At 72.9% G+C, this 13,723-nt stretch carries 9 protein-coding genes; 7 read left to right on the forward strand and 2 right to left on the reverse strand.

Going from position 1 to position 13,723, the window contains the following annotated elements; genetic code table 11:
* The first annotated feature begins 221 nt into the window (after positions 1-221).
* From ACFWFZ_RS30910 to ACFWFZ_RS30940, 7 genes are all read left to right on the forward strand, one after another.
* Positions 222-1,124 (forward strand): alpha/beta fold hydrolase, encoded by a 903-nt coding sequence (locus ACFWFZ_RS30910; RefSeq protein WP_030661366.1) that lies wholly within the window; start codon positions 222-224, stop codon positions 1,122-1,124.
* Positions 1,125-1,710: 586 nt separating this feature from the next.
* Positions 1,711-1,875 (forward strand): FxSxx-COOH cyclophane-containing RiPP peptide, encoded by a 165-nt coding sequence (fxsA, locus tag ACFWFZ_RS30915; protein WP_075970048.1) that lies wholly within the window; start codon positions 1,711-1,713, stop codon positions 1,873-1,875.
* A gap of 28 nt (positions 1,876-1,903) precedes the next feature.
* Complete coding sequence (fxsBH, locus tag ACFWFZ_RS30920; protein WP_387126692.1) at positions 1,904-4,156, forward strand: radical SAM/SPASM protein FxsBH, inactivated beta-hydroxylase extension form; 2,253 nt, start codon at positions 1,904-1,906, stop codon at positions 4,154-4,156.
* Entirely contained in the window at positions 4,153-5,022 is an 870-nt protein-coding gene (locus tag ACFWFZ_RS30925) for an aminoglycoside N(3)-acetyltransferase (RefSeq protein ID WP_387126694.1), read from the forward strand. Before fxsBH ends, ACFWFZ_RS30925 begins: the two co-directional genes overlap by 4 nt.
* Before the next feature lie 43 nt (positions 5,023-5,065).
* Positions 5,066-6,457 carry a TIR-like protein FxsC gene (locus ACFWFZ_RS30930; RefSeq protein ID WP_387126784.1) on the forward strand — a complete coding sequence of 464 codons (1,392 nt, stop codon included), beginning with the start codon at positions 5,066-5,068 and terminating at the stop codon, positions 6,455-6,457.
* Positions 6,441-10,442: an FxSxx-COOH system tetratricopeptide repeat protein gene (gene fxsT / locus ACFWFZ_RS30935; RefSeq protein WP_387126696.1), complete on the forward strand. Its 4,002-nt coding sequence runs from the start codon at positions 6,441-6,443 to the stop codon at positions 10,440-10,442. Before ACFWFZ_RS30930 ends, fxsT begins: the two co-directional genes overlap by 17 nt.
* Before the next feature lie 74 nt (positions 10,443-10,516).
* A complete protein-coding gene (locus tag ACFWFZ_RS30940; protein WP_387126698.1) occupies positions 10,517-11,413 on the forward strand; it encodes a DUF4231 domain-containing protein in 897 nt (298 codons plus the stop codon).
* Between the two features lie 44 nt (positions 11,414-11,457).
* Here ACFWFZ_RS30940 and ACFWFZ_RS30945 read toward each other — a convergent pair whose 3' ends face one another.
* Both ACFWFZ_RS30945 and ACFWFZ_RS30950 read right to left on the reverse strand, forming a co-directional pair.
* A complete protein-coding gene (locus ACFWFZ_RS30945; RefSeq protein ID WP_387126700.1) occupies positions 11,458-11,937 on the reverse strand; it encodes a hypothetical protein in 480 nt (159 codons plus the stop codon).
* A 98-nt stretch (positions 11,938-12,035) separates the two neighbouring features.
* Complete coding sequence (locus ACFWFZ_RS30950; protein WP_387126702.1) at positions 12,036-12,920, reverse strand: S1 family peptidase; 885 nt, start codon at positions 12,918-12,920, stop codon at positions 12,036-12,038.
* Between the last annotated feature and the right edge of the window lie 803 nt (positions 12,921-13,723).

Genomic DNA, 13,723 nt, shown 5'->3' on the forward strand with positions numbered 1-13,723 from the left:
GCCGGCGATTGAGGCGCGGGGCCTGGGGCAGAGCCCCAGCAGCCACCGGCCCGCAGCCGAAACACCGACGGCAGCCGAACCGCAGGGCACGGGCGGGCCCAAGCGCTGGTGGGCACGCTCGGCGTCGGCTCAGGACACGCCCCAAGTGCGCCCTACCGCACTCCTCCCCCAGCGAGCACAATCGCCGTGACGACTCACATCGATCGTGAGGGAGGGAGCGCGTGCGCGATCAGGTGCGCACAGCGGACGGGCGCGCTCTGACCGTGGAGCGCTGGGGCGATCCGGACGGCAAGCCCGTCTTCCTGCTCCACGGCATGCCCGGCAGCCGCCTGGGCCCGGCCCCCCGGGGCATGGTCCTCTACCAGCGCCGGATGCAGCTCATCGCCTACGACAGACCCGGCTACGGCGACTCCGACCGCCATCCGGGCCGCACCGTCGCGGACGTGGCCCATGACGTGGCCGCCGTGGCCGACGCCCTCGGCCTGGACAGGTTCGCGGTGGCCGGCCGCTCCGGAGGCGCCGCCGGCGCCCTCGCCTGCGCCGCCCTGCTGCCGGACCGGGTCACCCGTACCGCGGCGATGGTCGGGCTGGCCCCCAGGGACGCGGAGGACCTGGACTGGTTCGCCGGGATGGCCGCGTCGAACGTCAAGGAGTACACCACCGCCTCCACCGATCCCGAGGAACTGGCCGCCCGGCTGATCCCGCGCGCCGACGGCATCCGCAAGGACCCGGGGCGGCTGCTGGACGAGCTGCGCCGGGAACTGACCGACAACGACCGCATGATCGTCTCCGATGCCGGGCTGCGGTCGATGCTGTTGCGGAACTACCGCGAGGGGCTGCGCCGTTCGGCGTACGGATGGATCGACGACGTCCTCGCCTTCAGCCGCCCCTGGGGCTTCGACCCCGCCGACATCCGCTGCCCGGTGATGATCTGGCACGGGGAGCTCGACGTGTTCTCCCCCGTGGGCCACTCCCGTTGGCTGGCCCGCCGGATCCCGGGGGCCACCACCACGATCGAGCCGGCCGCCGCGCACTTCGCCGCCCTGCGCGCGCTGCCCGACGTACTGAACTGGCTGCTGCGCGACCTCCCCACCCCGCCCCTCAGCGAACAACAGCCGGCGTGAAGGCCGTTCGGGGTCGGGGGGAGCCGCACCCGCCCCCTCCGTGCCGCTGAATAGACGTCACATGTGCGCCTACCAGCGCGACTTGGCCCCGGCCACGGCCCGTGCAACCGCCCTCTACCCGCTGCCCGGCGGGGAGGAAGGCCGCCGGCCGCCCTCTGAGTCCGGTGCGCCGTCCGGGACGACCGCGCTCCCGGCCACCGGGATCCGCGCGCAGGCCCCCTCCGCGGCCATGGACCCCGTGCAGCCCGGCCGTGCGCGGCGCGGCCTCGGCGCCGACCGGCCGCCGGGTGGGCGGAGGCGCAGGTCACGGGCGGTTCCCGCCCCGTACCGTCCCCGCCCGGACCCCCCTGCCCGGCCCGGCGCGATCCCCGACCGGGTCCGGCACCAGGAGAAATGGATCTTGCCGTCCGGCGAACGGCCGAATACGCCACGTCGAGAAATACGCCGCACTCGCTATAGAACGGTTGACCAGGCGTCATGTCTCGGTTGCCAATGGGGTGTGGCCGAGTAAAGTCCACGCTTGACGGCAGCCGTCGCTGTCGTCATTCACATGCCCATTCCACATGGCTTCCCCGAGGACGGTGTCGTGAACACTTCCGCAACCCCCCCGACCAGCACGGTCAAGGCCCGCCGGGTCCCGCTCGCCAAGATCGACGTCGAGACCGCCGCCGCGGCCGCGACGCTCGGCCGCGTGCTGCCCGCCGAATCCGGCCGTCCGGTTCAGGCACCGATCTTCAACTCCGCGCTCTGACACGCAGTAGGCGCTCTAGACTGGCGGAATGACCGGCCTGATCGCATTTCGCGAGATCGTCCTGAAAGTCCACAGCAGATGCGATCTGGCTTGTGATCATTGCTATGTCTACGAACACGCAGATCAGAGCTGGCGAGCCCGGCCGAAAGTGATCTCCCCCGAGGTTATTTCACGGACCGCGTCCAGGCTCGCCGAACATGCCCGTGACCATGCACTCCCCTCCGTCACGGTGATTCTCCACGGAGGGGAACCCCTGTTGGCGGGCACGGCCCGGCTCCGACTCGTCTGCGAGGAGTTCAGCCGGGCGCTCACCGGCATCGCCGCCCTCGACCTGCGGATCCACACCAACGGGCTCCAGCTCAGCAGCCGTTACCTCGACCTCTTCGCGGAGTTCGGCGTCCGCGTCGGCGTCTCCCTCGACGGGGACCGTGCCGCGAACGACCGCCACCGCCGCTTCGCGGACGGCCGTACGAGCCACCCGCTGGTCCTCGCCGCCGTCGCGCTGTTGCGCTCCCCGCCCTACCGCCACCTCTACCAGGGCCTGCTCTGCACCGTGGACGTGGCCAACGATCCCGTCGCCGTGCTCGACGCGCTCGTCGAACTCGACCCACCGCGGGTGGACTTCCTCCTCCCGCACGCCACCTGGGAGACGCCCCCCGTCCGGCCGGACGGCGCCCCCGACGCGTATGCCCGCTGGCTCCTGCGGATCTTCGACCACTGGGAGCGGCTGGGCCGCCCGGTGCCCGTACGGCTCTTCGAGTCACTGCTGTCCACCCTGCGCGGCGGTCCCAGCCTCACCGAGTCGCTCGGCCTCGCGCCCACCGACCTCGTCGTCGTCGAGACCGACGGGACCCTGGAGCAGGTGGACTCCCTCAAGAGTGCCTTCGAGGGGGCCGCGGCCACCGGGTTCAACGTCTTCGACCACGCCTTCGACCAGGTCGCGGCCCACCCCGGGGTCCGGGCCCGCCAGCTGGGCCTGGCGGGCGTCAGCGATACGTGCCGCCGCTGCCCCGTCGTACGTTCGTGCGGGGGCGGTCTCTACACCCACCGCTACCGCGACCGCAACGGCTTCGACAACCCCTCCGTGTACTGCACCGACCTGCGCGAACTCGTGGACGGGGTCGAGGGCCGCACCGCGCACCGGGAGACCGCTCCGCAGCTGTCGGACCCGGCCGAACTGGCCCGCTCCCAGGAGGAGCTGACCCGGATCCTGCTGGCCCGGCTGAACGCGGACCTGGCCGACGACCCCGACTGGGCGCGCGCCTGGGAGCTGGTGGCCGCGGTGGAGCGGGCCGGTGAGGCCGGCGCCGACGCGCTGGACGCCGTACTGGACCACCCGTTCACCCGGACCTGGGTCCTGGCGGCCCTGGACGCCGGGCGGGAGGGCCGCACCGGCGGCGCGGAGGCGGCCCGCAGGCTCACCGCGCTGGCCGCGGCGGCCGTGCTGCGCGGCGGGCTGGACCTGCCGGCCGAGGTGGCCTACCGGGACGGCGAGGTGTACCTGCCGACGCTCGGACTGCTGCGGCTCGGGGAGCCGGGCACGGAGGGCCGGGCCTCGCTACGCGTCACCGACGAGGGGTACGCCGTCCGGGACGGCCGCTCCGAGCACCGCTTCGGGCCGGCGGCGGGCGACGCCCGCTGGCAGCCCGTCCGCACCTGGTCGCCGGGCCCGGACACGGCGCCGGTGGCCCTGGAGGACCTCGACCCGTACCGCAACTGCTTCCCCCGCCCTCCCAGGCTCCGGCTCGGCGCCGGCGAGGCCGAGGAGTGGCGGGGCAGGCTCGACCGGGCCTGGGCGCTGCTGCACAAGGCGGTGCCCGGGTTCGCCCGGACGGCCGAGGCCGGGCTGACCACCCTGACGCCCCTCGCGGGCGGCCCGCGGGCCGGCGGCTGGGGCGAGGCGGGCCGGAGCGGGCCGGGTGCGCTCGGGGTGCCGTACGCGGCGGGCGTACGGGAGACCGCGCTGGCGCTGCTGACCGGGCGGCGGCGGACCCGGCTGCGGGCCCTGACCGAGGTGACCGACCTGTACGCGCTGGACGGTGAGTGGCAGCACCCGTCGCCGTGGCGGTCGCGCCCGGTGCCGGTGTCGCGGCTGCTGGCCGACGTGCACGAGCGGGTGGCGGTGGAGGCGTACCGGCGGGCGACGGCGGGGCACGAGCCGGGCGGCTCGGAGCGCATCCACGAGGCCCTGGACCGGCTGTCGGGGGCGGCGGAGCTGACGGTCACCGGCAAGCGCCTGGTGGCGGAGCTGCGCTACGAGCTGAAGGCGGTCGACGCGTGAGCGGCGTCCACTCCCCCTCCCACTCCCCCTCCCCGGCCCCCGCCCCGGCGGGCCCGGGCCGGGGCCGCCGGGCCACGGGCGCCCTGCAGCTCGCGGTGCAGCTGCGGCTGCTCGGGGTCCGGCCGGGGATGCGGCTGTTGGTACACGCCTCCCTGCGCGGGACCGGGCTGCGCGCGGAGCAGCTGCGCGACGCCCTGAGGGGCGTCCTGGGCCCGCGCGGCACCCTGGTGGCGCCCGCGTTCACCCCGGAGAACTCCAGGACGTCCAGCGCCCACCTGGAGCGGATCGCCGGAATGGACGAGGCGGAGGTGCGGGCGTTCGTCGACCGGATGCCGGCCTTCGATCCGGCGAGCACCCCCAGCCACGGCATGGGCTCCCTCGCGGAGGCCGTCCGCACGGCGCCGGGGGCCGCGCGCAGTTCCCACCCTCAGACGTCCTTCGCCGCGCTCGGCGCGGACGCGCAGCGGCTTTGCGCCGGTCACCGCCTTGAATGCCACCTCGGCGAGGAGTCGCCCCTGGGAAAGCTGTGCTGGGAGGGCGGACAGGTGCTCATGATCAATGTGGGGTTTGCTGTCTGCACCGCTTTCCATCTCGCCGAGTATCGAATTCCCAAGCCCCCCTTGCGCATGTACGAGTGTGTGGTGAAGGTGAACCTTCCGGAGGGGCGTCAGGGGTCCCGCCAGGAGGGGGAGTGGACCGCATACGAGGACGTCGCGCTGGACGACGGCGATTTCGCGGAGATCGGCAGGGCGTTCCCGGATTCGCGGGTGCGCAGGGGACGGGTCGCAGGGGCGTCGGCCATGCTCTTCTCCGTCCCGGACGCCGTGGACCACGCCCTTGAGTGGATGACCGAAAACAGACGCTGATTGACTGAACGATGAGGGGATGTGGCGAAGCAGCTCCGGAATGATGTTTCTTCGCTCGCAGCTTCGGGACGGGGGGCGTGTGCCCGCATCAGTGCAGCCGTATTTTTTTCTCAGTTATGCGCATACACCGAGATTCGGGGCCGGGGGGCCCGACCCCGACATGTGGGTCGAGCGCCTGTTCCGTGATCTCTGCAGCCATGTCATGGCGCTGACGGATCTGCCCGCCGGGGCCGAGGCCGGTTTCATGGACCGGGAGATACGCAGCGGCGAGGGCTGGTCGGAGCGGCTCGGGGCGGCGCTCGCCACCTGCCGGGTCTTCGTGCCGCTGTTCTCGCCGCGGTACTTCGCCAGTGAGATGTGCGGCAAGGAGTGGTACGCCTTCGCGCAGCGGGCGATCCATCAGGGGGCATTGAGCAACCAGCCGGCCGAGGCCATCGTGCCGGCGCTATGGGTGCCGGTCCCCCCTTCGCAACTCCCGGGCCCCGCAGAGCGGTTGCAGTTCAACCACAACACCTTCGGCGAGCGGTACGTCACCGACGGGCTGTACGGGCTGATCAAACTGCGCGGCTACGCCGAGCAGTACGAGCGGGCGGTGTACGAGCTGGCCAAGCGCATCGTCCGGGTCGCCGAGACAGTCCGCCTCGAACCCGTCCGGCCGCTGGACTACCGGGGCGTGCCGAGCGCCTTCGGCCCCGCGGGCAGCGGCAGCCCCGCCCGCACCCTGCACGTGACCGTGGCCGCCGCCTCCCGGCACGACCTGCCGGACGGCCGCAGCCCGGAGTACTACGGGGACAGCGCGCTGGAGTGGAACCCGTACCACCCGGCGGCGCAGCGGCCCATCGCCTACGTCGCCGAGGACCTGGTCAAGAACCTCAACTACCAGACCAGCATCGGCTCCTTCGACGACGAGGCCGGGCACTACGACAGCAAGCAGCCGCCGACCCGGCCGGAGATCCTGATCGTGGACCGCTGGGTGGTGGAGGACGAGCACCGCCGCCAGCGCCTGGCCGCCTTCGACCAGGAGTCCCGCCCGTGGGTCCACGTGGTCGTGCCGTGGAACCGCTACGACCACCAGAGCCGTGCGAAGGAGCTGGAGCTGGCGCGGCGGCTGGAGGAGACCCTGCCGGTCAAGATGGGCCAGGGCCGGGCGGCCTGCCGGGCCGCCGCCAACGGGGTGGCGAACATGGAGACCCTCGGCCAGATCCTGCCGCAGGTGGTCGAGGCCGCGGCGCAGCAGTTCCTCAGACACGCCCAGGTCTACCTGCCGGCCGGCAACTCCCACACCGAACGCCCGCGGCTGCTGGGGCCGATGGGGATGAGCGGGCCTCCGGCCCCGCCGCGGGCGCCCTTCCCGCCCGACACGCCCAGCGGCCACAACGACGGCAACGACAGCAACGACACCGACCGGGGGGACGCGGATGACAGCGAGTCGTGACAGCAGGGACGGCCGTGACGGACGCATCGTCACCTTCTACTCGTACAAGGGCGGCACGGGCCGCACCATGGCGCTGGCCAACACCGCCTGGATCCTGGCGGCCAACGGCAAGCGGGTCCTGGCCGTGGACTGGGACCTGGAGGCTCCGGGCCTGCACCGCTTCTTCCACCCCTTCCTGGACCCGTCCACGCTCGGGGCCACCACCGGGGTCATCGACCTGATCAGCGAGTACGCGTGGGCCGCCACCAGTCCGGTGGCGCGCGCGGACGACTGGCACAAGGACTACGCGCGGATACAGCCGCACGCCGTCTCGCTCACGCCGGAGACGCTGGGCTGGGAGTTCCCGGACGGCGGCACCCTGGACTTCGTCTCGGCGGGCCGGCAGAACCGCGAGTACTCCGCGACCGTGTCCACCTTCGACTGGGACAACTTCTACGACCGGCTCGGCGGCGGGCTCTTCTTCGACGCCTTACGCGCGGACATGAAGAGCAACTACGACTACGTCCTGATCGACAGCCGCACCGGTCTGTCCGACATCGCGGACATCTGCACCGTGCACCTGCCGGACATCCTGGTGGACTGCTTCACCCTGTCCGACCAGTCCATCGACGGTGCCGCGTCGGTCGCCCGCCAGATCGACGAGCGGTTCAACGACCGCGGCATCAAGATCTACCCGGTCCCGATGCGGATCGACGAGGGCGAGAAGGAGAAGGCCGACGCGGGCCGGGCGCTGGCCAGGATCAAGTTCGACCGGTTCCCGGGCGGCCTGGTCGGGGACGAGCTCACCTCCTACTGGGGCGCGGTGGAGATCCCGTACCGGCCCTACTACGCCTACGAGGAGACGCTGGCCACCTTCGGCGACGAGGCGGGGCTGACCAACTCGCTGCTCTCGGCCTTCGAGCGGCTGACCGCCGTGGTCACCGAGGGGGAGATCACCTCCATGCCGGCCATCGGCGAGGAGGTCCGGCTGCGCATCAGGGACGCGTTCACCCGGCGCCGCCCGGCGCTGCCGGCGGACCTGTTCCTGTCCTACGTCGCCGAGAACCGGATGTGGGCCGACTGGATCGAGTCGGTGCTGACCCGGGCCGGCTTCCGGGTGGTGCCCAAGGACGTCTCGGCCGAGCGGCCGCCGGCGGGCGCCCCGGCCTCCGCCGGCGGTGACACGCTGGGCGGCGGCACGGGCATCAGCATCGACACCGCGGCCCGGACCGTGGTGCTGCTGTCCACGGCGTACCTGAAGTCCGCCCGGGCCGTGGACGTGTGGGAGCGGGCGGCAGCCGAGGACCCGACGGGCGGGCGGCGCCAGCTGGTGCCGCTGAGGGTGGGTGACGTGCGGCTCGCCACGCCGTACATCGACCGCAACCCGGTGGACCTCTTCCGGCTCGACGAGGTGCACGCCACGGCCGCGCTGCTGCGCGCGGTGGAGCGGCCGATGGCCCTGCCCGACAGCGTGGCGAGCGCCTCGCAGCCCGGCCCGCGCTTCCCGGGGACCGTCCCGAAGATCTGGAACGCGCCGCCCCGCAACCCGGGGTTCACCGGCCGCAGCATGGTGCTGGAGCGGATGCGCGACCAGCTCGGCGGCGGGATGGCCGTGGTGCTGCCGCAGCCGCAGACCCTGTTCGGCCTCGGCGGCGTCGGCAAGACCCAGGTGGCGCTGGAGTACGTGCACCGGTTCATGGCCGACTACGACCTGGTGTGGTGGATCTCCTCGGAGCAGACCGACGACGTGGTCGCGGCCCTCGCGGAGCTGGCCGTACGGCTGGGCGCGCAGACGGGCGAGGACATGGCGGCCGCCTCCCAGGAGGCGATCGACCTGCTGCGGCGCGGGGTGCCGTCCTCCCGCTGGCTGCTGGTCTTCGACAACGCCGACGATCCCGAGGCCCTCAAGCGGTTCTTCCCGCCGGGGGGTCCGGGCCATGTGCTGGTGACCTCCCGCAACCAGTCCTGGTCCCAGTACGGTGACGCGCTCCCGGTGGACGTGTTCCTGCGCGAGGAGTCCATCGAGCACCTCCAGCGCCGGGCCCCCGGGCTCAGCAAGGAGGACGCCGAGCAGGTCGCGGTCGCGGTGGGCGACCTGCCGCTGGCCGTCGAGCAGGCGGGCGCCTGGATCGCGGAGACCGCGACGCCGGTGGCCGTGTACATCGAGCAGCTGGCCCAGCAGGCGGCGAGCGTCCTGGGGCTGAACCAGCCGCCCGGATATCCGGAGCCGGTGGCCGCCACCTGGAACATCTCCATAGAGCGGCTCCAGTCGCGTTCCCCGGCCGCCGTGCGGCTGCTCCAGCTGTGCGCGTTCCTGGCGCCCGAGCCGATCTCGGCGAACCTGCTGTACAGCAAGGAGATGATCGACGCCCTGAAGCCGTACGACGCCTCGCTCCAGGAGAAGCTGGTGCTGGGGCGGGTGATCCGGGAGATCGGCCGGTTCGCGCTGGCCAAGGTCGACCAGGTCAGCAACAGCATCCAGGTGCACCGGCTGGTGCAGGCGGTGATCCGCTCGCAGATGCCGGAGGAGGACCAGCGGGAGGCCCGGCACGCCGTCCACCGGATCCTGGCCGGGGCCCGGCCGGACGACGACGAGCCGATCGACAACCCGGAGACGTGGCCGCGGTTCAACACCATCTGGTCGCACCTCTCGCCGTCCGAGGCCCGGTACTGCAAGGAGCCGGAGACGCGCAGGCTGCTGATCGACCGGGTGCGCTACCTGTGGAAGCGCGGCGACTTCAAGGCCGCCTACCAGCTCGGCGAGGAGCTGCGCGAGGCCTGGAAGGAGATGCTGGGCAACGACGACCTCCAGTACCTGTACCTGCGCTTCCACCTGTCGAACATCCTGCGCTCGCAGGGCCGGTTCGTGGAGGCGAAGGAGCTGGACGAGGTCACGCTGGAACGGCAGAAGGCGGTGCTGGGGCCCTCGCACCCGCACACGTACATGACCACGAGCGGTCTGGCCAACACGCTGGGCGCGCTGGGCCAGTACGGGCAGGCGATGGAGCTGGCGACCGACGCGCACGACGGGTTCAGCCAGATCTTCCACGAGGCGCACCCGCGCACGCTGGCGGCGGCGAACAACCTGGCGCTGAACCTGCGGCTGGTGGGCCAGTACACCAGAGCCCGTGAGATCGACACCGAGGTGTACGACCTGCGCACGGAGGTGCTCGGGCCGGAGCACCCGTACACCCTGTCCTCGGCGCAGAACCTGGCCCGCGACCTGCGCGAGGTGGGCCGGTACGAGGACTCGGTGCAGCTGCTGAGCCGGACGTACGAGATCTACAAGCGGACGCTGGGCCGGGCCTTCCCGGGCACCCTGTCGGCCGCGAAGAACCTGGCGGTGTCGCTGCGCCGGGCCGGCCAGCTGGAGGACGCGCTGCGGCTGACCACGGCCACCCGGGCCCGCTACCGGGCCAAGTACACCTCGGTCAACCCGGACCTGCTCTCCTGCGAACTGAACCTGGCCTCGGACCTGTTCGCGACCGGGGACCCGGGACGGGCGCGGGACCTGGCGCAGGAGGTGGTGGACGAGTACATGAAGGTCCCGGGCGAGCGGCACCCGTACACCCTGGCGGCCGTGAACAACCTGGCGGTCTTCCACTGGGGCACGGGCGCGGCGGAGCCGGCGGAGGCGATGCTGCGGCACACGATCCGGCTGATGCGGGACGTGCTGGGCGACAACCACCCGCACACGGTCTTCGCCACGCTCAACCTGGCGAACGCACGGGCCGATCAGGGTGACCCGGAGGGGGCCCTGGAACTGGAGCGGCTCGCGGTGATGCGGCTGCGCGAGGTGCTCGGGGCGCATCATCCCGAGACCTTGGCGAGCGGCTCCAACATGGCGGTCAGCCTGGACTCGATGGGCCGCAAGGAGGAGGCGGCCCGGGTGCGGAACGAGGCGGTGGTCGAACTGACCCGGCTGCTCGGCGAGGAGCACAGCCTCACCCGGTACGCCCGTGACGAGCGGCGGGTCCACCGGGATCTGGAGCCTCTGGCCGTGTGATCCGACGGAGGGCGGCGGGGCTCCGGTGCCCGCCGCCCGCCACCCGACTCCTGGGGGGCGTTGTGACCGACAGCATGACCTTTCGAAACGAGGACCTGCCGGCCCTCTTCCACCACACGGACCAGGCGGCGATCTCCCGGCAGCGGGAGTCCACGCAGGCGACGAGGACCCAGCTGCTGCTGCTCGTCGTGGCCGCGGGGGCGGCGGCCCTGCCGCCGGGGCCGGAACTCGGCCCGCTGCACCTCTTCGGGCTGCTGAGCGTGCTCGGCTACGCGGGGGTGCTGGGCGTGGGCATGCGGGCGACCCGGCGCCGGGCCCGCCCGCAGTGGCAGCTCAACCGCAGTGCGGCGGAGTTCATCAAGTCCTTGGCCTGGCGGTACGCGGTGCACGGGGCGCCGTTCGGCAGCGACGTGGCCGATCCCGGGGAGACGTACCGGACACGGCTGGAGGCGGGTCTGGCCGAGCTGCGGAAGATGGGCTGGGAGGATCCGCGGACGTCCGGTGCCGTGCCGGAGGGCGCGGAGATCACCGGGGCGATGCAGCGGCTGCGCGGCAGGGACTACCACGTGCGGCGGGAGACGTACGTCCGGGACAGGCTGATCGAGCAGCGCAACTGGTACCGGCGGCGGACGGAGGTGTCCCGGCGGGCGACGTACCTGTGGTCGTGGACGATCGTCCTGCTGACCTGTCTGGCGCTGCTGTTCGCCGTGCTGAGGGCGTTCGGTTCGGGTCCGGGGACGGGCCTGACGGGGCTGCTGAGCACGGCGGCGGCGGCCGGTATCGCCTGGAACGAGGTGCGCCGCCACCACCCGCTGATCGAGGCGCACACCCTGATCGAGCAGGACCTGGCGGCGATGATGGTCGTGATGCAGACGACCATCACCGAGTCGCAGTGGCCGTCGTCGGTGTACGAGACCGAGCGGTACGTCTCGCCGCAGCACACGGACTGGCTTGCCCGGCACAGCAGTTGAGGCGACGGCCGAAGTGAGACGTGCCGGTGGCGCGAGGGCGTGGGTCAGTCCCGGGACACGCCCTCGCGCCACAGGACGGTGACCGGCTTGCCCAGGGACCGGGCGTAGGCGACGATCTCGGCGGTGCCGCCGTGCCCGCGGGCGGGCCGGCCGTCCCAGACGGCGACGAGCCGGTCGCAGGAGTCGGCGATGTAGGTGCCCGCGGCGTAGTAGGCCTCGTCCGTGGAGCGGGCGAAGCCCATCCGGATCTCCTGGGTGGCCCGGCGCCTGAGGCGCTGGTAGCGGTCGAGCGCCTCGGTGCCCTCGAAGGCCTCTTCGTAGTCCTCGCTGGGGATCACGACGGTCAGGTCGGCGCCGCATTCGAGTGCGACGGCCGCGAACAGCTGGTCCGCGCCGTCGGCGAGGCTGGAGAGGGCCTCCAGCGGCCCTTCACGGCCGCCCAGTACGGCCCGCAGGCCGCTCTCCACATGGCCGAGCACCGCGTCGGGGAGGGACCGGTGCCCGGTCACGCCGATGCGTTTCATGCAGGAACCTGCTTCCCCCGGGGACACGGCCGCCCTGGACATCCTCCCAGAAGGCGGGAGGACGTCCAGGGTGCCGGCAGGGGCGCACGGGATACAGGTCAGTAGACGCTGACCCCGTAGGCGTTGAGGGCCTCGACCACGGGCTGGAAGAAGGTGGTGCCGCCCGAGGAGCAGTTGCCGCTGCCACCGGAGGTGAGGCCGACGGCACGGGTGCCGGAGTAGAGCGGGCCGCCGCTGTCGCCGGGCTCGGCGCACACGTTGGTGCGGATCATGCCGTAGACGACGTCGCCGCCGCCGTAGTTGACGGTGGCGTTGAGGCCGGTGACCCGGCCGCTGTGGATGCCGGTGGTGGAGCCGCGCCGGGTCACGGACATGTTGACCGTCGCGTTGACGGCGCTGGTGATGTCCTGGCTGCCGACGGTCCCCGGGGGCGCGGGCGTGTTGCTGGCGTACTTGATGAGGCCGTAGTCGTTGTTGGGGAAGCTGGACCCGGCCGTGGAGCCGAGGACGTTCGTACGGGCGGAGTTCGTCCACCAGGTGCCGGCGCCGTCGGTGCAGTGCCCGGCGGTCAGGGCGTAGTAGTTGGCGCCGCTGCGGACGTTGAAGCCGAGCGAGCAGCGCCAGCTGTTGGCGTAGATGGCGTCGCCGCCGGAGGCCAGCTTGGTGAGCTTGCCGGGGATGCGCTCGATGCGCAGCGCCCCCGCCTCGGTTCCGGCCTCGCGCTTGATTCTCGCGATGGCCGCGGCGGAGACGGTGGAGTCGGCGGAGACCACGAGGGTCCCGGTGGCGGGGTCGGCGTGCCAGGCGGTGCCCGCGATGTCGGCGCGCAGGACGGAGGCGCCGGCCGAGGCGAGCCGGTCGGCGCTGAATCCGCCGTCCTGTGGGTCCGCGCTCGCCGCCGTGGGTGCGGCGAGCGCTGCGGCGGCGGCCAGGCCGGTGGCCACCGCGAGCAGCCTGTTACGGGTGGTGCGCTTGATCCTCACTTCTCGTCCTCCTGGAGAGGTTCGGGGGCCCGGCGGTTGTGGGGGTGCCAGAGCCCGTGAGGCGCAGCCGGGGGCACGGGGGGCGCATGAACTTTGGCCGTGTCCCTGACAAGCGCTGTCGGGAGTGTCCTGTCGTCGGATACCGGTCGCAAGAGCGGCTTTCGGCCTCCGCGTGCCGCGCTTCACCGTGGGGTGCGGTGTGTTCCGGGGCGGTGGCGGAGGCCGGGGGAAGGGGCCCGCGAGGGCGCGGTCGGACGGCGCGGCGGATCCCGGTCGGGGTCCACGGTGATCGCGCCCCGCGCCTGGGATATGCCGGCCTGCGGGCGGCGGAGGGGGCGTCGGCCGTGCCGGGCGCGCCCATGGCCGGCGCCCGGGAGGCTGCGCCCGACGACCTGTGGACGGTCCCCGGCGCTGGCGGTCCGGAGGGCGCCGCCGCCGCGGGCGCGCCCGCGGCATGTCCGCGAAACAGCACCGGCCGCCTCCAGCGCGGGCCCCGCCGCGTCCCGCGCCACGGGGTCTCCCCAGGCCGGTGCGGCGGAGGGCCGCCCGCGTACCGGACGTGCTCGGGCTTCCCCGGGTACGCAGCCGGCTGCGGTGCCAGGTGCCGCCGGGCAGGTGGGGCCGTGCGGGCCCGGAACGGCCGGAATTCGACCTTCCGGGTCGGTGGCGGGCCGGGGGCCGCCTCCCGGCACGCACAGACCGCACGGGGCGGACACGGTCGCGGCCCTGTGCTCGCGCCGTGTCCGCCGGGCCGCGTGCGGATCGTCTGCGTCATCGCTCATCCCGCTCAGCCCTTCCACGCA

It is taken from the genome of Streptomyces sp. NPDC060232 (genome assembly GCF_042726555.1).
Lineage (GTDB): Bacteria > Actinomycetota > Actinomycetes > Streptomycetales > Streptomycetaceae > Streptomyces.

Coding starts and splice junctions, on each gene's coding strand:
- fxsT (WP_387126696.1), top strand. CDS start 6,441: ATGACAGCGAGTCGTGACAGCAGGGACGGCCGTGACGGACGCATCGTC.
- ACFWFZ_RS30940 (WP_387126698.1), top strand. CDS start 10,517: ATGACCTTTCGAAACGAGGACCTGCCGGCCCTCTTCCACCACACGGAC.
- ACFWFZ_RS30930 (WP_387126784.1), top strand. CDS start 5,066: ATGTTTCTTCGCTCGCAGCTTCGGGACGGGGGGCGTGTGCCCGCATCA.
- ACFWFZ_RS30945 (WP_387126700.1), bottom strand. CDS start 11,937: ATGAAACGCATCGGCGTGACCGGGCACCGGTCCCTCCCCGACGCGGTG.
- fxsBH (WP_387126692.1), top strand. CDS start 1,904: ATGACCGGCCTGATCGCATTTCGCGAGATCGTCCTGAAAGTCCACAGC.